Annotated in this window: 19 protein-coding genes and 1 other annotated feature; of the genes, 6 read left to right on the forward strand and 13 right to left on the reverse strand. The window is 36.1% G+C overall.

The annotated features are described in order from the left end of the window. Positions 1-483: 483 nt before the first annotated feature. Positions 484-900, reverse strand: coding sequence for an H-NS family histone-like protein (locus LDL57_RS07660; protein ID WP_180559936.1), 417 nt, complete (start codon positions 898-900; stop codon positions 484-486). A gap of 616 nt (positions 901-1,516) precedes the next feature. Here LDL57_RS07660 and LDL57_RS07665 point away from each other — a divergent pair. Further along, positions 1,517-2,146, forward strand: a complete 630-nt coding sequence (locus LDL57_RS07665; RefSeq protein WP_225507428.1) for a thymidine kinase — start codon at positions 1,517-1,519, stop codon at positions 2,144-2,146. 175 nt (positions 2,147-2,321) lie between these two features. On the opposite strand, the gene adhE is transcribed toward LDL57_RS07665, so the two are convergent. Then, on the reverse strand, positions 2,322-4,988 hold the full coding sequence (gene adhE / locus LDL57_RS07670) for a bifunctional acetaldehyde-CoA/alcohol dehydrogenase (protein WP_180559934.1): 2,667 nt from the start codon (positions 4,986-4,988) through the stop codon (positions 2,322-2,324). Between the two features lie 503 nt (positions 4,989-5,491). Here adhE and LDL57_RS07675 point away from each other — a divergent pair. Further along, positions 5,492-6,136: a YchE family NAAT transporter gene (locus tag LDL57_RS07675; protein ID WP_180559933.1), complete on the forward strand. Its 645-nt coding sequence runs from the start codon at positions 5,492-5,494 to the stop codon at positions 6,134-6,136. A 478-nt stretch (positions 6,137-6,614) separates the two neighbouring features. On the opposite strand, the gene cls is transcribed toward LDL57_RS07675, so the two are convergent. Then, positions 6,615-8,075, reverse strand: coding sequence for a cardiolipin synthase (cls, locus tag LDL57_RS07680; protein WP_225507430.1), 1,461 nt, complete (start codon positions 8,073-8,075; stop codon positions 6,615-6,617). Positions 8,076-8,523: 448 nt separating this feature from the next. Between cls and LDL57_RS07685 the strand changes: the two genes are divergently transcribed. After that, a complete protein-coding gene (locus LDL57_RS07685) occupies positions 8,524-9,231 on the forward strand; it encodes a TonB family protein (protein WP_180559931.1) in 708 nt (235 codons plus the stop codon). A gap of 58 nt (positions 9,232-9,289) precedes the next feature. Here the strand turns inward: LDL57_RS07685 and yciA are convergent, their stop codons facing one another. From yciA to LDL57_RS07735, 10 genes are all read right to left on the reverse strand, one after another. Then, positions 9,290-9,730: an acyl-CoA thioester hydrolase YciA gene (gene yciA, locus LDL57_RS07690; protein WP_180559930.1), complete on the reverse strand. Its 441-nt coding sequence runs from the start codon at positions 9,728-9,730 to the stop codon at positions 9,290-9,292. 70 nt (positions 9,731-9,800) lie between these two features. Next, positions 9,801-10,337, reverse strand: a complete 537-nt coding sequence (locus LDL57_RS07695; RefSeq protein WP_180559929.1) for a septation protein A — start codon at positions 10,335-10,337, stop codon at positions 9,801-9,803. A 338-nt stretch (positions 10,338-10,675) separates the two neighbouring features. Then, the gene (locus tag LDL57_RS07700; RefSeq protein ID WP_180559928.1) at positions 10,676-11,431 is read right to left on the reverse strand and encodes a YciC family protein; all 756 of its coding nucleotides are present in this window, start codon (positions 11,429-11,431) and stop codon (positions 10,676-10,678) included. Between the two features lie 330 nt (positions 11,432-11,761). Then, positions 11,762-12,076, reverse strand: coding sequence for a BON domain-containing protein (locus LDL57_RS07705; RefSeq protein WP_180559927.1), 315 nt, complete (start codon positions 12,074-12,076; stop codon positions 11,762-11,764). A gap of 227 nt (positions 12,077-12,303) precedes the next feature. Beyond that, positions 12,304-13,110 (reverse strand): tryptophan synthase subunit alpha, encoded by an 807-nt coding sequence (trpA, locus tag LDL57_RS07710; RefSeq protein ID WP_180559926.1) that lies wholly within the window; start codon positions 13,108-13,110, stop codon positions 12,304-12,306. After that, positions 13,110-14,300: a tryptophan synthase subunit beta gene (gene trpB / locus LDL57_RS07715; RefSeq protein WP_180559925.1), complete on the reverse strand. Its 1,191-nt coding sequence runs from the start codon at positions 14,298-14,300 to the stop codon at positions 13,110-13,112. The genes trpA and trpB overlap by 1 nt, the downstream gene beginning before the upstream one ends. A gap of 37 nt (positions 14,301-14,337) precedes the next feature. Further along, positions 14,338-15,702, reverse strand: a complete 1,365-nt coding sequence (gene trpCF / locus LDL57_RS07720; RefSeq protein ID WP_180559924.1) for a bifunctional indole-3-glycerol-phosphate synthase TrpC/phosphoribosylanthranilate isomerase TrpF — start codon at positions 15,700-15,702, stop codon at positions 14,338-14,340. Next, positions 15,702-16,709: an anthranilate phosphoribosyltransferase gene (trpD, locus tag LDL57_RS07725; RefSeq protein WP_180559923.1), complete on the reverse strand. Its 1,008-nt coding sequence runs from the start codon at positions 16,707-16,709 to the stop codon at positions 15,702-15,704. The genes trpCF and trpD overlap by 1 nt, the downstream gene beginning before the upstream one ends. A gap of 11 nt (positions 16,710-16,720) precedes the next feature. Beyond that, entirely contained in the window at positions 16,721-17,299 is a 579-nt protein-coding gene (locus LDL57_RS07730; RefSeq protein WP_180559922.1) for a glutamine amidotransferase-related protein, read from the reverse strand. Beyond that, positions 17,299-18,870, reverse strand: coding sequence for an anthranilate synthase component 1 (locus LDL57_RS07735; RefSeq protein ID WP_225507432.1), 1,572 nt, complete (start codon positions 18,868-18,870; stop codon positions 17,299-17,301). The genes LDL57_RS07730 and LDL57_RS07735 overlap by 1 nt, the downstream gene beginning before the upstream one ends. A 32-nt stretch (positions 18,871-18,902) precedes the next feature. Further along, positions 18,903-19,004: a sequence feature (Trp leader region), on the reverse strand. Positions 19,005-19,183: 179 nt separating this feature from the next. Here LDL57_RS07735 and rnm point away from each other — a divergent pair. The 3 genes from rnm to rluB all read left to right on the forward strand — a co-directional run bounded on the left by rnm (position 19,184) and on the right by rluB (position 21,803). After that, on the forward strand, positions 19,184-20,041 hold the full coding sequence (gene rnm / locus LDL57_RS07740) for an RNase RNM (RefSeq protein WP_180559920.1): 858 nt from the start codon (positions 19,184-19,186) through the stop codon (positions 20,039-20,041). A gap of 103 nt (positions 20,042-20,144) precedes the next feature. Beyond that, positions 20,145-20,765, forward strand: a complete 621-nt coding sequence (locus tag LDL57_RS07745; RefSeq protein WP_180559919.1) for an L-threonylcarbamoyladenylate synthase — start codon at positions 20,145-20,147, stop codon at positions 20,763-20,765. Between the two features lie 111 nt (positions 20,766-20,876). Then, positions 20,877-21,803 carry a 23S rRNA pseudouridine(2605) synthase RluB gene (rluB, locus tag LDL57_RS07750; RefSeq protein WP_180559918.1) on the forward strand — a complete coding sequence of 309 codons (927 nt, stop codon included), beginning with the start codon at positions 20,877-20,879 and terminating at the stop codon, positions 21,801-21,803. The last annotated feature ends 150 nt before the right edge of the window (positions 21,804-21,953 follow it).

Consider the following 21,953-nt stretch of genomic DNA (forward strand, 5'->3'; position numbering starts at 1 on the left):
ATAAGCTAATCTGTTTATTATTTCTATAGTAAATTTTTTCATAATGAATAGAATGAAATTTAACAACCTAACTAACAAAATAAATATAGAGTAATCTAATAATGAACATTGAATGCATGAGTTTATGACAATAAAAATCAACGATACTATTTCTGATAGGAATAATTTGAAATGTTTAGATGACAAAAATTTACATAACATGATGTATCGTTGATAACAAAATATTTATATTAATTGCAGTTGTATATTTTGATATAGACATCTTTATTAAGGGGAAGGTATACGTTAGCTATTAGTAAAAGGTAGCGATTAAGTAAATGTATTTAAGTATTATTAATGTTATTTTATACAGCAGGAATTTTTACTTTTGATATTTATTAGGCTTTATTAAGGTCGGTTATTTATTGTATGATAAATGTTAATAATATGTGTAATAAAAATACCCTTTATATAAAGGGTATTTTTAAAGTAGAGAAAGAACACTTAGATTAAAAAATCGTCTAATTTTTTACCTTTTTGTTCCATCGCTTTTTTAATGACAGCTGGTGTACGACCTTGACCGGTCCAGGTTTTAATTTCACCATTTTCATCTTTATATTGATATTTAGCTGGTCTTGCAGCGCGCTTAGTACGGCTGGATGTTTTTGAAGGAGCCTTTGCAGTAACTAGATCATCTAGACTGAGTCCTTCCCCTTCAAGTAATTTAATATATTTTGCAATTTTTTGACTATGAACTTCTAATTGAGCTCTCTCTTGTTTATCACTTTCGATTCGATCTTCTACAACGGTTTTGAATTTATCATATATTTCTTGCAATGATTCTAACGGTGTTTCTCTTGCTATAGCACGTAAGGTACGAATGTTATTTAATGATTTAAAATATTTCAATGAATCGCTCATTTTCCTGGTCTCGAATTAAAATGAATGTTGGCTGATGTCTACTAATAATAGAATGCTATTTTATTTTCTGCAATAGTGAAGTTACAAAATAAGGTTAAATTTATTGTTTTGTTAAACTTAAACTTCTTTGCAAAAGCAATATAAGCTTTTACTAGAAAATATTATATATCTTATATTAGATACCGAGGATACTTAAAAGTCTATACGAAAATGATAGTATTGCTTTTATATTTGAATTTCATTCATATGTAAAGACGATGTTTTTTATTTTTATTCAACTTTATGGTATGTAACATAAACTAAATTTTAACTTAATATGTGTAAAAGAGTTTGCTTATTAAGCTTTTGTTGAGTTATTACTGCTAGGTATCTATGTTTTATGATGAATGCTAGCTATTAATAATCTTTTCTTATCACATACTCTGTTAAAATAAAGACGTTGTTTGTAGAAAGTGGCATTTAAACATACTGACTTTTTCATGACTATAAACATTACTAAAAAATCTGTTATGTTAGTTATCAATATTTATAATCAAATGAAATGAAGAATAATGTTTGATAATGTATGTGGTAAACTTTCAAAATGTTTGTCTAAATAGGTAAGAGGAAAGGGCTAATGGCTCAGCTTTATTTCTATTATTCAGCAATGAATGCGGGTAAATCAACTTCACTACTACAGTCTTCATACAATTATAATGAACGGGGAATGAATACGCTTATTTTCACCGCTGAAATTGATACGCGATTTGTTCAAGGTAAAGTAACGTCCCGAATTGGTTTAGTTGCGGATGCACTATTATTTTCACAACGGACAAATATGGGAAGATTAATAAAAGAAAAAAATAGCTATCAAAAAATTCATTGTGTACTTGTTGATGAGTGTCAGTTTTTAACTAAAGAGCAAGTTAGTCAGCTTTGTGAAATCGTTGATTATGACAACATACCGGTTCTGTGTTATGGATTAAGAACAGATTTTCGTGGTGAGTTATTTATTGGCAGTCACTATTTGTTAGCTTGGGCAGATAAGCTTATTGAACTAAAAACAATTTGTTATTGTGGACGTAAAGCAAGTAGGGTTTTGCGATTAGATGATAATGGACTTGCAGTCTATCAGGGAGAGCAGATTGAAATTGGCGGCAATGAGAAATATATTTCAGTTTGCCGTAAACATTATATGGATGCAATTAATCACACTAAAAGTATTGAGGCAGGCGAAAAACCTTTTTCAATTGTTCCATTTAAATAAATTTGATTTCCTTTATTAGATTATTATTCTTAAATGAAAATTAATTACCTAAAATAACTATTTTGGTTTTAAATTATTTTCAAATAAGGATCGATAAAATATTTTGAGATTAAAAAAGCACCGAATATATATTCAGTGCTAATTATTAAATAAATGGTTACAAATAAAATGTCTATTAAATAGATTCTTTTACTCGATGACTTTTTTCCTCTGCAGGCAGAAATATATTTTTCTCTTCGGTAAAATTATTACCATAGTAAGAATCCAACATAATTTGTTTAAGTTCAGCAATCAGAGGAAAGCGAGGGTTTGCACCGGTACATTGATCATCAAAGGCATCTTCAGATAACTTATCAACTTTTGCTAAGAAATCTTTTTCTGCTACTCCGGCTTCACGAATAGATTTAGGAATACCAAGTACAGTTTTAAGTGTTGCTAACCAATTAAGGAGTTTTTCAATTTTGTTGGCCGTACGATCACCCGATGAGGTTAGTCCTAAATGATCAGCAATTTCACCATAGCGACGACGAGCTTGAGGACGATCGTATTGGCTGTATGCTGTTTGCTTCGTTGGATTATCATTAGCATTATAACGAATGACATTTTCAATTAGCAGGGCATTAGCTAAACCATGAGGTAAATGAAATTCGGATCCTAATTTATGTGCCATTGAGTGGCAAACACCTAAAAAGGCATTAGCGAAAGCAATTCCAGCAATAGTTGCTGCATTATGCACTCGTTCGCGAGCAATCGGATCCTTTGACCCATTTAGATAACTTGCTGGCAAATATTCTTTTAACAGTGTTAAAGCTTGCAACGCTTGTCCATCAGAGTATTCACTTGCAAGAACTGAAACATAGGCTTCTAATGAATGAACAATCGCATCGAGTCCACCGAATGCAGTAAGGGATTTAGGCATATGCATAACAAGATTTGCATCAACAATAGCCATATTTGGTGTAATTGCATAATCGGCTAAGGGGTATTTTTGACCGCTAGCATCATCAGTAACAACAGCAAATGGTGTGACTTCAGAGCCGGTACCTGATGTTGTGGTGATGGCGACCATTTTGGCTTCAACACCCATTTTAGGGAACTTATGGATCCGCTTGCGAATATCCATAAAACGTAAAGCAAGCTCTTCAAAATGGGTTTCAGGATGTTCATACATTACCCACATGATTTTAGCTGCATCCATAGGAGAACCGCCACCTAATGCGATAATCACATCTGGTTTAAAGGTATGCATTAAAGCGGCACCTTTACGTACAATGCTCAACGTTGGATCAGCTTCAACTTCAAAAAAGACTTCAGTTTCTACATTATAAGCTTTCAATACATTAACGACTTCATCAACATAACCATTATTGAATAAGTAACTGTCAGTAACGATAAAAGCCCGCTTAGCCCCATCAGTAGCAATTTCTTCCAGCGCTAGGGGTAGGCAACCACGACGAAAATAAATAGAATTAGGAAGTTTATGCCACAACATATTTTCTGCTCTTTTCGCTACCGTTTTAGTATTAATTAGGTGCTTAGGACCCACGTTTTCAGAAATGGAATTTCCACCCCAGGAGCCGCATCCTAATGTTAATGACGGAGCCAATTTAAAATTATAAAGATCACCGATCCCACCTTGCGATGCCGGAGTATTAATTAAAATACGGGCAGTTTTCATTTTTTCGCCGAAATAATTAACTCGCTCAGTTTGATTGTCTTGATCGGTATAAAGACATGAAGTATGACCAATACCTCCCATCTCAACCAATTTTTCTGCTTTTGCAACGGCATCAGCAAAATCTTTACTGTGGTACATGGCAAGTAATGGCGAGAGTTTTTCATGGGCAAAAGGTTCGCTCTCATCGGTATCTTTTACTTCCCCGATTAAAATTTTAGTGTTTAGTGGTACTTTTATACCGGCTAATTCAGCAATTTTTACCGCAGGTTGACCAACAATAGCTGCATTTAAATTACCATTTTTTAAAATAATATTTTGTACCGCTTTAAGCTCTTTACCTTTTAATAAGTAGCCACCATGAGTGACAAAACGTTCGCGCACTTGATTGTAAATTTCGTCCACAATGATAACCGATTGCTCTGACGCGCAAATAACACCATTATCAAAGGTTTTTGACATCAAAATTGAAGCAACTGCACGTTTGATGTCGGCAGAACTGTCAATAACTACAGGTGTATTGCCTGCACCTACACCTATGGCAGGTTTTCCTGAGCTATAAGCTGCTTTTACCATACCCGGCCCACCAGTTGCTAAGATAAGATTAACATCTGGGTGGTGCATTAATGCATTTGAAAGCTCGACTGAGGGCTCATCGATCCAGCCAATGATATCTTTTGGTGCACCCGCAGCGACAGCAGCTTGTAAAACAATTTTGGCGGCGTTGTTAGTGGCTTTTTTAGCGCGAGGGTGAGGGGAAAAAATAATACCATTACGGGTTTTTAGGCTAATTAAAGATTTAAAAATGGCTGTTGAAGTAGGATTGGTTGTTGGAACAATACCGCAAATTAAGCCAATAGGCTCTGCGATTGTCATAGTACCAAAAGTAAGATCTTCTGACAGAACACCACAAGTTTTCTCATCTTTATAGGCATTATAAATATATTCCGAAGCAAAATGATTTTTAATCACTTTATCCTCTATAATTCCCATACCTGATTCTTCAACTGCTAATTTTGCTAACGGAATGCGAGAATCAGCAGCAGCCAGAGCAGCAGCACGAAAGATTTTATCAACTTGTGCCTGAGTAAAATTAGCAAATTCTTGTTGTGCTTTTTTAACACGGGCGACAAGTTCATTGAGTTCAGTAACATTAGTTACAGACATAATGGTTACTCCTAATAAAATGTTAAATTTTTTTAGTCAATTAGCCTAGATTAGGAGCAATATAATTAAATATGAAATGACATATTTTATATAAGTGCTGGTTAGCTTTTAATAAGCTAATTAACTTAAAAAAATTCCATTATAAAAATAAAATAAAACGCTCATTATATTTATGAGTACTCAATAGATATATAGCTTACCATTTATAAATAGCGCTAAAGTGATCTTTATCAAAAAAAGTGCATACTGAATCAATTCAGTAATAAGATATATAAGGATAATTTCAATTAGCAATATAAGTGAATAGCGAAAAGTTAAGTTAACAAAATTTCGTATACCCGCTAATTTTGAAACTTATTTTGTTATTGGATTTAGTTTTTGAATTTTAGCTAGATAAGTATGCTACGCTAAGATAAAGTGTTTTTCCTGCATCAGCTAAATATTATTTGTTATGAGTAATTAATTTTTAGCTAAGCGTTAATATTTGATTGAGGGACTCAATTGTGGTTGGTACTTTACTGGATCTTCCTAATTATATTAAGTTTTTTTTAGCGCTTTTTGCGTTAGTTAATCCGATAGGAATTTTGCCTGTATTTATTAGTATGACTAATTATCAATCTGTGACAGAAAGAAATCGAACAAATTTAGTGGCTAATTTTTCTGTGGCAATTATTTTATGTATTTCGTTATTGGTAGGTGAGGTTTTTTTACAACTATTTGGTATTTCTATTGATTCTTTTCGTATTGCTGGCGGAATAGTTATTGCGGCCATTGCTATGTCTATGATCAGCGGTCGAATAGGTGAAGATAAGCAGAATAAACAAGAAAAATCAGAAAGTGTTATTCGTGAGAGTATTGGGGTTGTTCCTTTAGCACTACCATTAATGGCTGGGCCTGGCGCAATCAGTTCATGTATTGTCTGGTCTTCTCGTTGGCAGGGATGGCAAAATTTAGTTGGTCTATCGTTAACTTGTATCTTTTTTGCTTTGAGTTGTTGGTTACTTTTTCGCTCAGCAACAATTCTAGTTAAGTATTTAGGACAAACGGGCATTAATGTTATTACGCGTATTATGGGATTATTGTTAATGTCACTTGGGATTGAGTTTATCATTACAGGGACTAAATCGGTTTTTCCTGGATTACTTTAAACTAGCAATAATATCTTAACTCAGGGATCCTGATGATTTATTGATAAATTTTTGGATATTGATATTGTTATAAAAGCTATATTAATTATTTTATTTATCTAATAGTTATAACTTTTTAAGATTATTAATTCATTATAAAACTAAATTCAAAAGGTTAAAAAACGTTTTTTTGCTAAGATAGCGATATCGATTTTAGTTTAGATCTAATAGGGTGATTTGAAATTGAAGCATTTTTGTTAGTGATCCGTTTGATTATGATGCATATAAATATAAATTATACTTTGATTTGCCTAATTTAATAATTAGGTAATTAACTGTGTACACCATTAGTTATAAAAATTAGCTTATTTTTATAACTAAGATGTATATATCAATATCGCTAACTGACAATTATGGAAACAAATGTTATTCGTTGATTTAATGGCATTGGTTTAATTTAATAAAAATAATTTTAAAACCTGATCATTCTATAAAAATATTACAATAACGGACTAAAAAAATAGCAAATACGTTCAATAACACGGTTCCATAATGGGCGTTTATTCCAATTCTTTTGCATCAAAGGCGTAGAGCGAGCAATGTAGTCGTATTGAACTAATATTAGATCGTTACCAAAACTTTTATCATCAATAACAACAGTTATCTCAAAATTAAGCCAAAGGCTTCTCATGTCTAGATTAACAGAACCGATTAAGCTTAATTCACCATCAACCGATAGGCTTTTAGTGTGCAAAAGCCCATCATTGAATTGATAAATTTTAACGCCGGCTTCTAATAGCTCAGAATAAAATGCCCGGCTTGCCCAACGAACTAAAAAAGAGTTATTCCGGTTAGGGATCACCATTAACACTTCAACACCTCGCAACGCTGCAGTGCAAATAGCATGAATTAGATCATCACTGGGAACAAAGTAAGGGGTGGTAATGATCAGTTGCTTACGTGCAGAAAAAATAGCCGTTATTAGAGATTGCTGAATTAATTCCTCTGGAAAACCAGGTCCTGACGCAATAACTTGGGTTGTATGACCACTCGCTTGTTCAAATGGCATAATATTGGTATCGGGAGGAGGAGGAAGAATGCGTTGACCGGTTTCCATTTCCCAATCAAAGGCGTAAACAATGCCAAGTGTTGTGGAAACTGGTCCTTCCATTCGGACGACGATATCTATCCATTGTCCCACGCCGGCATTTTGCTTAAAAAAGCGAGGATCAACCATATTCATACTACCAACATAGGAAATATAGTTATCAATAATAATTATTTTTCGATGTTGACGGAGATCCATTCGACGCAGAAAAAAGCGGAACAAATTTACTTTTAATGATTCTATTAATTCTATTCCAGCTTCTCGCATTTTTTTCGGTTGATGGCTGTGAAAAAAAGACCAGCTACCGGCGGAATCAATCATAATTCGGCATTTTATACCTCGTTTTGCTGCATTAATCAGAGCTTCTGTAACCTCATCAACTAATCCTCCGTCTTGCCAAATATAAAATACCATTTCGATATTGTAATGAGCTGAGTTAATATCGCGAATAATGGTAGTCAAAGCATCTTGATAATTGGTTAAAAGTTGAATTTTATTACCTTTAACGCCGCCAATTCCTTGTCTTTTTTCGCATAGTTCAAATAAAGGTTCAGCCACTCGGCTATAACTTTTACAAAAAATATGTTTAGATTGTTTGAGTTTTTCTAGCCAGGTTTCCACTGAAGGCCACATACCCTTTGCCTTCATTACTCGTCGTTTGCCAAGGTGTAACTCACCAAAAGCCAGATATGCAATAACGCCAACTAATGGAATGATATAAATAATCAATAGCCAGGTTAGGGCAGAAGTAACCGGGCGTCGTTTTAATAAAATGCGTATAGTAACCGTGGCGATCATTAGCCAGTATAGAAAAAGTAAAGCCCAGTTTAATAATATATAGACGGTTGCCATAGGCAAAGATGTTCCTATCTTAGAGTTAATGAAGACTCTTGATTATCTGGTTATTCACTATAGCAAAATAAAATTTGTTATGAATATTAAAAGTATGATTTTTAGCTTAAGTGAAAGTAATTTAATGTATTTTATGAATATTTAAAATATTTTTATATTTTTTTACGCTAGATGTATGCGTCATAATTTGTCAGATCAACTAGTCATTTATTATTTTACACCACAAATGTTAAGCTCGGTTATTTTAAATGAATAAATGTATTAATGATTGGTTAATTTTTGCAGCTTGTTATGTTGATATTGTTAATTAGAAACTCGATCACTGCCTAATCTTATCGACTGCAAGATACTTTTTTAATCTTAGCAGGCTATCCTTATTGAATATGATTGCTATTTGCATTTAGAATACAACTTACTTAATTTGCTTAATTTAAGAAAGAATTTTCTCATGCGTTGGATTCGTTCGGCTTCATTTATTGGCTTATCATTATTTCTTCATGCTTCGTTAGCAATATCTTGGTTTTTACTACAGCCAACGTTATCAGCTTCGACAACTGAATCTATGTCAGTAGCGATGGTCACCTTGGCTGCACCTAATGGTATTAGCAAGTCGGTTAATGTCGCTGTTAATGAGCCAGAAGCGGTTATACAACCTAAAATAGAGTCTGATGTTGAACCCACAATGGCATTACCTATGAAAAAGAAGGTTATGCAGAAAAAGTTAATTGCTGAACAAAATCCTAAATCTAAGCAGTTATTAGAACAGCATATTAAAAAAACTATTGTTGAACAGCCAAATCAACAACAAGCTAATGTAGTAAGCAATGATAATGTTGGGGTTAATAACCATCAGCAGGCTAGCCCAATGGATTCATCATCCATTGCCATAGATGGTCCTAAGGCATTAAGAATTCAGCATCCAGATTATCCAGATCGCGCTCGCAAATTGGGTAAAGAAGGCTATGTAAATGTTCTGTATGATATTGATGAAAATGGCAGAGTTGTTAATCTTGAAGTAGTTGATTCATCACCTAGAGGTATGTTCGAAAGGGAAGTTAAGCGCGCGATGAATCGTTGGTATTATGAAAAAATTCCGGCTAAGGGATTAAAAAAGACATTCCTCTTCAAAATTGATGGTTCAATTAATCTTTCTTAAATTGGTTTGACTATAAAACTTGTTTAAAGGCCAAGTTAAATTGGCCTATTAAAAGTGCTCAAGAGGCAGTTGCATTATTGGAGTTAGATAACTGGTAATGACGTTTATCTTCAGGTAAACAACGAGGAGAATTATCCTCATTAACCGCAACATAAGTGAAAATCGCTTCTGTGGCTCGATAGCGTTGACCTACTGGCTCACTAGCAACTTTCTTAACCCATACTTCAATATTTATGGTGATAGAAGTATTACCTGTTTTTATGCAATGCGCATAACAACAAATTACATCGCCAACCGAGACTGGTTTTTGGAACGTGATCCCATTGACGGCGACAGTAACAACACGGCCAAGCGCGATTTCTTTTGCTAGAATTGCGCCGCCAATATCCATTTGTGACATTAGCCACCCACCGAATATATCACCATTAGCATTTGTATCGGCAGGCATTGCTAAGGTACGGAGAACTAATTCTCCTTGTGGTAATTGTTGTTGTGTCATGAAAAATTTACTTCTGTTATTTTCTTCAATATACCTATTATTAATAGGTATCCGTGGTTATCATATCAACTTACTTTTGTTCTTTAGGAAGATGTTTATAAATATACACCATGCTGAGTATTGTAAATATTAGCGTGACTGCGGTCAAACCAAAAACTTTAAAATTAACCCAGACGTCCTGAGGTAGCCAAAAGGCAACATAAATATTAACTAGCGCACAGAGGGCAAAAAAGATTGCCCACGATAGATTTAATTTACGCCAAATTTCATTAGCTAAATGGATCTCTTTACCCAGCATTCTTTGGATTAATGGTTTTTCGGTAAAATACTGGCTGACTAATAGTGCTAATGAAAAAATAGCGTAAATAACTGTCACTTTCCATTTAATAAAAAGATCACTATGGAAAATCAAGGTCAATCCACCAAAAATTATCACGATTACTAAAGTAATTAACGAACTTTTCTCAATTTTTTTATAGATAAAATAGATGGCTAACATAGATAAAGCGGTTGCAATCATTAATGCGCCAGATGCGTAAAAAATATCTACTTTTTTATATACAATAAAGAAAACAATGAGAGGAATAAAATCTAATAGTTGTCTCATAAGGGCGCTTGTCCTGATCCTTTGCGAGTAAATATGAAATTTTTATAATTATTTGATTAATAAATTATAAAATATCATATTGCCAATTTGTTTTATATTATATTACCTTATTTGATAAAATGTTACACGGTTTGTAGCTGTAAATTTTTATCGATAAAATTATCTTCTGATCAATAAAATTCACACATTAACATTAAAGTAATTAGTTTGTTATTATGAATGAAATTAAATTTGAGTCAGAATATTGATTCGGCGATAGATGATTAATTGTTTAAGCTGATAATAAAATCTTACCACGGCATCTAACGACAAATAATAACCGTGGTATTTTTATCTACTTAGTTTGTTGTTTTGCTGATTAACATGTAGAGACGGAAAAAATAAATCAAAGTAAAAGAGGTAAGTAAATTATTCAATGTAAAAGAAATAATATTATTCACCATACCCGGTAAAAAACGAAATTGTCCAAGTAGCATAGTAAGTAACATTTGTAATGCCAACCATAGTAATAAAATTGATAAAATCAACCACCAATGACGAAATGCTATTTTCCAACTTTGACTAATGGCTCGTAGCGGCATGATGTTTTTGTTGGTTATTAAAATGATAGGCGATAAGGAAAAACCGATAGCTAAAATAACACCCGGTAAGATGAACAGCATAAAACCAAAATAAATTATAATAGTGCATATAACTAGCAAAATTAACATGCTGGGTAATATACGTAATGAAAGTATAAAAGCTTGCAATGCACTGATGCTATTGCCGGTACTGAGTTCTGACAAATAAGTAACAACAGAAGAAACTAAGAGTATTAATCCGATAAAAACGGCAGTCAATGAGAGTAGTGAAACTCTCATCATTATCGCTTTTTCTTCATCAGATAGTTGACTTACCCAGGTTAAAAGTGAAGTTGAGTCATTTTGACCACCTAAGGTTTTGACAATAGTTACCATTTCATCGATAGGTACCAGAAAATAATAGAGTATTAGACTGATGGTAGCTGAAATGAATGACAGGATAAAAAGGCCGCTCAGCTGATTTTTAAAAAAATTAAAGCTATCGCTGATAAGTGAGTTGGCCGTAATGGACATGAAAACTGCTCCTATAACTGGTTTTTATCATCACATTTTGGTTGCATATTGTAACTGACAGTGAAGAGAGCGTATAGCATTTCTATGGTAAAGCTAATGCGATATCAGTAAATTTTGTGGTTATTCTATAAGTAAGAATAAAAATTAAAAAAGAATTATATTTATATTATAGTAATTTTGGATATAGCAATATAATTATTCATTTAAGTAATTGATATATTATAACTATTTGGTAATAAAACCGTTGTTATTTTTATTATATGATAAGAGGAGCAAATGGCGGTAAATTATATTTATTTCAGCCCCAATTGGGGCTGAAGACTAAAACCATCATCGTATTTTCATCGAATCAATAACTGACTGCACACCTGCTACACCTTGTGTTACTTGCACTGCACGTTGAGCGTCGGCACGCGAACTGACAAAGCCACTCAATTGCACACGTCCTTTAAAGGTTTCAACATTGATTTGCGTTGATTTCAAGTTTTTTTCTGCCAATAGTGCTGTCTTCACTTTAGTTGTAATAACCGTGTCATCGATATATCCACCAGTTCCTTCTGTTTTTGCTGTTGGAGCACAAGCAGAAAGGAATAATGCCATAAATAACACGGTACAGAGCGCTGTCATTGATTTAAGATATTTCATTATTCAATTCTCCATCAATACGAGGGTTATTTTTATTTATCTTGTATGAATGCGAAATGAGTATTTTCATTGCAGTCAATATACTGATTATTGATGAAATAGGGATAAATTACAAATGAATAGCTGGCACTAGTAGCGACGGGTTAGTTACAATTGCTTATTAGAATCGAAAATTAGTAATTGCAAAACTGACCAGCTATCAACCCTTTTCAATAACCTTAAAATGTCTATTTGTGTGTCGCCATTTTCATCTGTAAAACAAACTGTTTTAATTTGACCAGTAATATATCAGGTTGTTGATGATAAGTTTCAATTATTTTAACCACGGCTGAGCCAGATATTGTACCTACTACACCATTTTTGATTGCTTCAGTGACTTGTTTTGGTTCAGTAATACCAAAACCTAAAAGTGGTGGGGCAGCATGATAGTCTTGTAACTTGGTGAGTAATTGACTAACAGGAATATGGGCTTTTTTTTCTGTGCCGGTTACACCTGAACGCGAGAGTAAATAAGTATAGCCACGACCATATAAAGCAATTTTGCGTAAAAGCTGCTCATCTGCATTAGGCGGGCAAATAAAGATCGGTGCAATATTGTGCCGCACTGCCGAGATACGAAAGGGTTCGGACTCATTCATGGGTACATCAGCGATTAAAACGGAATCGATGTCGCTATTCTGACATTGGGCATAAAAGTTATCAATGCCATTACTAAAAACCAGATTAGCATAAACTAATAGGCCAATAGGAAGCAAAGGATGCTTTTTACGGATCTGTGATAATAATTCAAAACAACGGGTTGGCGTAATATTTGCATTAAGGGCACGTAAATTTGCCTTTTGAATAGTAGGACCATCAGCCAGAGGATCAGAAAAAGGAATACCAATTTCTAATGCATCAGCTTGCGCTTCAATTAATGTATCAATAATTTTTTGTGACATTTCTGCATTGGGATCGCCTAAGGTGACAAATGGAACGAATGCTCCCTGATTTTTATCATTTAAGCGCTTAAACAGTTGTTGATAACGGTCCATTAGATCTCTCCTTTGGCTCGCAAAATAGGATGTACAGTATAAATATCTTTGTCGCCACGGCCGGATAGATTAACAATCAGTAATTGTTCTTTTTCGGGGTCTGCTTTGATCATTTTTAAGGCATAAGCCAGGGCGTGTGACGATTCCAAGGCTGGAATAATACCCTCATGAGTGGATAATTTTTTAAATGCAGCTAAAGCTTCATCATCGGTAATTGAGACATAATCAGCCCGGCCAATACTATTTAAATAAGCATGCTCGGGTCCTACTGAGGGAAAATCTAGCCCGGCAGAGATAGAATAAGACTCTTTAATTTGTCCTTTATCGGTTTGTATAATGGGCGATTTCATGCCCAAGAAAATGCCAAGCCGTCCATGTTTTAACGGAGCGCCGTGAGAGCCAGTATCAATACCCAGACCGGCCGGCTCTACCCCAATTAAACGCACGTTTTGCTCAGGCTTAAAAGCTGTGAATAAGCCAATGGCATTAGAGCCACCACCGACACAAGCGATCACCGCATCGGGTAATCGTCCTTCTTTGGCTAAAATTTGGGCTTTAGCTTCATCACCAATCATACGTTGAAACTCTCGTACCAGCGTTGGATAAGGATGGGGGCCGGCAGCGGTGCCAAGTAAATAGTGTGCTTGGTGATAGCTGCCTGACCAATCTCTCAATGCTTCATTACAAGCATCTTTTAAGCTAGCTGAACCATTATTTACCGCAATAACTTTAGCTCCCATTAATTGCATACGAAATACATTGGGTGATTGGCGATGGATATCTTTTTCACCCATATAGATACGACATTTTAGCCCTAATAATGCACAGGCTAGCGCGGTAGCAACGCCATGTTGCCCGGCTCCGGTTTCAGCAATAATTTCTGTTTTGCCCATTCGTTTTGCCAATAAAGCTTGGCCTAATACTTGATTTGTTTTATGGGCACCACCATGCAATAGATCTTCTCGTTTTAGATAAAGTTTGGTTTTAGTCCCGATAGTTAAATTGCGACATAGCGTTAAGGCAGTGGGACGGCCTGCGTAATTTTGTAATAGATCGTGAAACTGTTGTTGAAAGGTATTATCTTGTTGTGTTTCGATAAAAGCCTGTTCCAGTTCGTTAAGTGCGGGGATAAGAATTTCCGGCACATATTGGCCACCAAATTGGCCAAAGTAGGGATTTAATTTCTTCATTAATTATTCCGTTGATCTATACATTAAATTGTTACGCTCATAAATAATTAAACAATTTTTCAAAGATAATCTGTAACTTGTGGCAACTTTTTATACCAGGCTGGTGTTCAGCGCCAGAATTGAAATCAAGACCTCTACAGCCTAACGCTGCGGCTTGTTGGCAGTTGTCGGCATTAAGTCCACCGGCTAGCATAATTTGCTCAAGATGATCCAAGGGTAATTTTGACCAATCAAAGGTTTTACCAGTGCCACCTTCACCGTTATCAAGTAGATAACGATCGATATTGTTTAAGTTGAAACTGGTAGCTGGTTTGGTCATATTTACCGCTTGCCATATTTCACAATTTGGCGGTAATAACGTTCGAAGTTGTTGAATATCAGCGGCTGTTTTATCACCATGTAACTGGATAGCAAATAAGCTCAGTTTATGACTAATTTCAGCAATAAATGAGTTAGCTTGATGTTGAAAAACGCCAACATAGTTAAGAGGAGCTGCCTTTATAATGATTTTGGCTTGCTCTAATGTTACTTTTCGTGGTGATTTATCGGCAAAGATCAAGCCACCATAAATCGCCCCGACTTGATAAGCACAGTGTGCATCTTGTGGCCGAGTGAGGCCACAGACTTTATTGTCACCTATAATTAGCCTACGGATAGCTAACATTAAGTTTTCCTCGCTCATTAACGCGCTGCCGATCAAAAAGCCATCAACTTGTTTACTGAGTTGACGAATTTGTTGGTGGTTATAAATACCTGATTCACTAATAACTAAAGTTTCTGCGGCTAATTGCGGGGCAAATTGTTTGGTGCGATTTAAATCAATGGACAGATCGCGAAGATCACGATTATTGATACCGACAATGTTAGCTTGTAGCCTAATCGCTCGTTTTAGCTCTTGTTCATTACTCACTTCAGTCAAAATGCCCATCTTTAACTTATCTGCCAGTGTCGCTAAAGATAGATAGGTCTGATCATCTAATATTGATAGCATCAATAAAATAGCGTCTGCCTGGTAAAAGCGAGCTAAATAGATTTGATAGGGATCAATAATGAAGTCTTTGCACAAAATCGGTTGTGGCACAGTGTTACTAACCAGGCGTAAAGAGTCAAAACTGCCGTGAAAATATTTTTCATCCGTCAGCACTGATATTGCTGACGCATAATTTTGGTACTCTTTCGCAATTTGCACAGGATCAAAGTGATGACGAATAATGCCTTTCGATGGTGAAGCTTTTTTACATTCTAGAATAAATGCCGGATGATTTTGTGAAATAGCAGTGAAAAAGTCACGCTCACTGGGTTTAACTTGCGTAATAAAGCTAGCTAATGGTTGCTTTAGTTTTTTTGCCGCTAAATCGTTCACTTTATCAGCAACAATTTTTTGTAAAATAGACGCTTGCATTAATGAAACTCCTTTCTATTTGCTAGCGTGGTTAGCCGTTGGTAGGCTTTGCCGCTACTAATAACTTGCAAAACAAAATCGGTATTGGTTTTTAGATCTTCATAATTATTGAGCTTCATCAGTAATGCCACATTGGCAGCTACAGTATTAGTATGAGCAGGCTTCCCGTTACCCTGTAACAATGTGGTAATAAGTTGATGATTTTTTTCAACCGAACCGCCAATTAATTCTGTTGAAGAATAGCTTGGTAAGCCAAAATCTTGGGCGGTGAGTTGGTAAGTTAAAATTTCATCCTGATTTAATTCAGCGACTTGAATAGGACCATGTAATGCGACTTCGTCTATTCCGCTGCTGTGTACAACGGCTGCTCGCTTATATCCTATTAATTGCAAAGTCTTAGCAATAGGTATAATGAGCTTAGGATCATAAACACCAATAAGTGCAATTGGCGGTTTAGCTGGATTTATTAATGGGCCAAGAATATTAAAGAGGGTGCGAGTTTTTAATTGACTGCGTATTGGGGCAGCATAGCGAAATCCCTGGTGATATTGTGGCGCGAATAAAAAACATATACCGATCTCATCTAAAGCACGTCGTGCAGAGCCTGGTGTCATATCGAGCGGAATGCCGAAAGAGGCCAGTAAATCGGATGATCCAGCACGACTTGATATACTACGATTGCCATGTTTAGCAACTTTTAAACCACACTCTGCGGCGACAAAAGCACTGGCAGTGGAAATATTAATACTATTGCTGTGATCACCGCCAGTACCCACGATATCGCAGAAATCGTAATTAGGTCGAGGAAAAGGTTGCGCGTTTTCTAAACAAGCTAACGCGGCACCAACAATTTCATTCGGCTCTTCTCCACGCATTTTCATGCTAATCAATGCACCTGCAAGTTGAGACTCGGTTAATTCACCTCGAATCATAGTGCTAAAAAGTAAATGACTTTCTTGTTGAGTAAGTACCTGTGCATTAAATAATTTGTCCAAAATAAATTGCATTTTGTTGCTCCTTAATTTAATGCCCATAATAGGGTTTGGTTTAATAAAGCGGTTCCCTCAGGAGTTAAAATCGACTCAGGATGGAATTGAAATCCGCAGGCTTTATGTTGGCTATGACGTACGGCCATTACTGCGTCTTGGCAGTGAGCATTAATGATCAAATCAGCAGGAATCTTTTCACCAATTAGAGAATGGTAACGGGCAATCGCGAGTGGATTGGTTAGGCCACTAAACATAAATTGGTTATCATGTATAGCGAAAGATGATTTACCGTGTATGATCTCTTTCGCCGATGAAACTTTTCCGCCATAGGCTTCAATAATTGCTTGATGACCAAGGCAAATACCAATTACTGGGATTTTACCCAGTACTGATGGCAGCAGTTTAGGCATACAGCCAGCATCGGCTGGTTTACCGGGGCCGGGAGAGAGTATTAGTACAGGCGAAGACATCCTTTTAAGCCGCTGTTCAATGATGGATCCAGGCAGTGAATTGCGGTAAATAGTGACGGTATGACCTAATACTCTTAATTGATCAACCAAGTTATAAGTAAAAGAATCAATATTATCGAGTAGTAAAATATCAGCCATTAGCATACCTCCAAGCTTTGATGAGATTGCATAATGGCATTAATAACCGCCTGGGCTTTATTGCGCGTTTCGTCCGTTTCAGACTGTGGATCCGAATCCAACACCACGCCAGCACCGACCTGAACACTGGCAATGTTGTCTTCAATATAGGCGGCACGAATAACAATACAGGAGTCAAAATCTCCATTGCCCTTGAAATAGCCTATTGCGCCACCATAGCTGCCTCGATTCTCCTTTTCATAGTTAGCAATAAGCGTCATTGCTTTGATCTTAGGCGCGCCAGTTAAGGTTCCCATATTCATACAGGCTTGATAAGCATGCAATACATCCAGATCAGTCCTTAATTTACCAACTACCCGGGAAACAAGGTGCATAACATGGGAATAACGATCAACCGAGGTTAAATTAGCAACATATCGACTACCTGGCTGACAAATACGCGCCAAGTCATTACGAGCTAAATCAACTAACATAATATGTTCAGCGAGTTCTTTCTGATCGGTTCTGAGCGCAAGTTCAATTTTACTGTCCAAATCAGCATCTATTTCGCCTAGCACAGTGCGTCCTCTTGGCCGAGTTCCGGCGATGGGATATATTTCAATTTGTCGACTTTTGGCGTCATACTTGAGGGCGCTTTCAGGTGAAGCACCAAATAGAGTAAATTCCTGATCTTGCATATAAAACATGTAAGGGCTAGGATTTTGTCTGGTAAGTCGTTGATAGGCACTTAATGGTGCGGTACATGGCAACATAAATTTACGTGAAGGTACCACTTGAAAAATATCACCTTGATAGATGTATTTTTTTAGTTTCTCTACCATCGCGCAGTATTCACTATCGTTTTTATTGACCACTAAAGGTGTTGATATCTCAGCGCCAGTTGGCAAGGGTAATAATGGTTGCTGAGTTGCGGTAATAATTGCTTGATGACGGTTTAATATCGTTTTAGCAATCGATTGTTTTGCTGAAAATTGACAACTTATGAGTTTTGCTGACTGTTTTTGATGTTCGATCACAACATAGTGTTCAGCTAAATAGATACAGTAATCAGGACAACGATTAGATTTTGCTACAGGGGGTAAATTTTCAAAATAAGCCACTAAATCGTAGGAGAATAAGCCTGCTAACAGAATTTTATCTGCATCAATGGTGTCATGTTTGGCTAAATGATGAATCAAACGTAACGCATCAAAAGATGAAGTTGCTTTTAATCGGCTATCTTCGTCAAGATGGGGATCAATTGTTGGATAATTAACCACTAATTGACCATCAGACTCGATCTTTTCTAATTCACTCGGTAATGCGAGGTAAATATGGCTTAATAGCGCATTTCCATTAGGACTAAGAGCGGCAAAAGATACTTGCTGTTGATTGGCGGTAATTCGTAATGCACTATTAACAATCAAGATACTTTGTTGATTTTGCTTGCTATCAACGGCAGCAGATTCTAATAATAATGTGTCAGAGTCATTATTGCATAAATGTTGAAATAACAAACAAGGTTCAGGGTGATAATTGATCTCATTTTGTAATATACAAAAAGTTGTTTGATTAACTGTTGTGTTTGCCATATTAATTGCCTTTTATATTATATTAATTGGCTATAAAAAAACCCGCTTCATGGCGGGTCTTGATCTGGTATAGCGTTATTTATTCACGCACAGGAAGAAACCGCCCATTTATGAGAGTTTTGCCACCAACGAATTTTGGCGATAATAAAAAATTGCAATGTCATTTTTGTTCTTCCTCGCAATGTGTCATGATAGATTAGCTATATCGCCATCCACCGTACTAGTAAACTAGATCATTCGGGTTGTGTCAAGAAATTTATGACACACTATGAATTTTCTCTATAATTGTCAGCAGTAAAATGAGGGTAAAATTTTGGCACAAGACAATGAGAAGCTATCTGTTATTTATGATTTACATAGTCATACAAGAGCTTCTGATGGTGATCTCACACCCTTAGAGTTAGTTGATAGAGCAGTATTAATGGGAGTCGACGTATTAGCTATCACTGATCATGATACGGTGAATGGAATTTTACCGGCACGGCATCATATAGATGAAAAAAATAAGCCGCTAACATTAATTGCCGGAGTTGAAATTTCCACGATTTGGCAAAAGATTGAAATTCATATCGTGGGTCTTAATCTAAATCTAGATGCTGACAGTCTTAAACATTTACTTGCAATGCAAACGGCACGGCGTAATCAACGTGGAGAAAAAATAGGTTATAAATTAGAAAAGTTCGGTATTCCTGATGCCTGGCAAAATGCTAAAGCCTATGCCGCAGGGGGACAGGTAACACGGAGCCATTTTGCTCGTTATATAATGGCTCATGCTAAACAAAAAAGTATCGGTCATGTTTTTAAAAAATATTTAACGCGTGGTAAACCAGGTTATGTTCCGGCTGATTGGTGTAGTCTTGCTGAAGCAATAGAAGTTATTCATCAAGCGGGCGGCGTAGCCGTCTTGGCACATCCTGGCCGCTACTCACTATCGGCAAAGTGGCAAAAAAGGTTAGTTTTATATTTTAAACAGCAACAAGGTGATGCGATGGAAGTTGCTCAATGCCAGCAGTCGCCTGAAGAGCGAAAAAATTTAACTGAGTTAGCTAAGCTACATAATTTATATGCTTCGGTTGGTTCTGATTTTCATCGTCCTTGTGCTTGGGCTGAGTTAGGTAGAAATCTTTGGCTACCGGCAGGTGTCGTTCCTGTTTGGCAAATATGGCAATAAAATAGGGAAGTATTTTACTGGGGTAAATATTATATAGTAAGCGGTTGATTTATATTGCTAGCTTAATTTTCAAGTTTAATTAAATAATATATAGAGATCATTCATGGGACAATCTTTGCAAATTCACCCGCAAAATCCACAACCTCGCTTAATTAGTCAATGCGTAAATATATTAAACAAAGGCGGCATTATTGTTTATCCGACTGATTCTGGGTATGCAATTGGATGTAAGTTGGATAATAAAAACGCGCTTACGCAAATTTGTCGCCTACGTCAATTGGATTCTCGTCACAATTTTACCCTGATGTGTCGTAATTTATCTGAAATAGCTGAATATGCTTATCTGGATAATCCTGTATTTAGAATGATTAAAAATAGTACACAAGGCCATTACACCTTTATTTTACTTGCAACAAAAGAAGTGCCACGTCGGATAATGAACAAAAAACGCAAGACAATAGGGATACGTTTACCTAGTAATCCAATTGCAAGAGATCTGCTTGACGGAATCGGCGAACCTTTATTATCGACTAGCTTAATATTGCCAGGTGATGATTCTGCACAATCTTCCGCCGAGGAGATCGAAAGTTTAATTGGCGAACAAGTTGATTTGATTATAAATGGCGGTTATATAAGTGAAAAACCAACTACCGTGGTTGATTTAACGGAGAGTACCCCAAATATTATTCGGGTTGGAATGGGCTCACCAACACCATTTGAATAAAAAAACTGCGGCTGGGGATAATAGAAAAACTGTGTATAATAAGCACAGTTTATTTTTTTAGTTGTTTTTATGATTATGACGCCTGTGAAGGTGACACAAGAGGTTTACGCTATGAGCGTTAAAAAGCAAAAAAGTGAAAAGTTACAAAAAGTACTTGCTCGTTGTGGTTATGGTTCGCGCAGGGAAATAGAAAGTTTTATTCAATCCGGCAGGATCAGTGTTGATGGTCAATTAGCGACCTTGGGTGACCGTATAGAAGTTAAGGCTAACACTAAAATTCGCTTAGATGGTCACCTGTTGAAGATCAAAGAAGTGGAGAAAACCATTTGCCGGATATTAGCTTATTATAAGCCGGAAGGCGAGCTATGTACTCACCATGATCCAGAAGGACGTCCAACCGTATTTGATCGCTTACCGAAATTAACGGGTTCTCGCTGGATTGCGATAGGACGCTTAGATGTCAATACCTGTGGCTTATTATTGTTTACCACAGATGGAGAACTGGCTAATCGTTTGATGCATCCACGTCATGACGTTGAACGTGAATATGCCGTTCGTGTTTTTGGTGAAATTAATGATGCTAAAATTCATCAATTGACCAAAGGTGTTCAACTGGAAGATGGTGAAGCTAGTTTTAAGACCCTGAAGTTTCGTGGCGGAGAAGGCATGAATCAATGGTTTAATGTTACATTAACTGAAGGGCGTAATCGTGAAGTAAGGCGCTTATGGGAAGCAGTAAACATCCAAGTCAGTCGTCTGATCCGTGTTCGTTATGGTGATATTTATTTACCAAAAGGATTACCTAGAGGCGGTTGGACGGAATTAGGTTTAGTTCAGATTAATTATTTACGTCAGTTGGTAGGTCTTAGCGATGAAACAGCCAGTAAGATATCGGTTGAGCAAGATAGACGTCGTATTAAAGCAAATCAGATCCGTCGCGCTGTCAAACGACATACCCAAGTTTCTTCGATGCGGGTAGCAAATAAACGAGCAACAGGAGCGGCCAAGGGGCGTAGTAAATCTTCGCGTAAAGTATAATATAAAATTAAAGGTAATATTAGAGTCTAATTTAGCTACCTAATACTTGTTTAATAGATAAAAATAGTGCTATATAAATACTTTTAATTTAATTGAGAAGAACCTCAAAATAAGCTACTGTCATTGGGTTAACTTGATTAGAAGGTTGAA

This window comes from Arsenophonus apicola (genome assembly GCF_020268605.1).
Classification (GTDB): Bacteria; Pseudomonadota; Gammaproteobacteria; order Enterobacterales; family Enterobacteriaceae; genus Arsenophonus; species Arsenophonus apicola.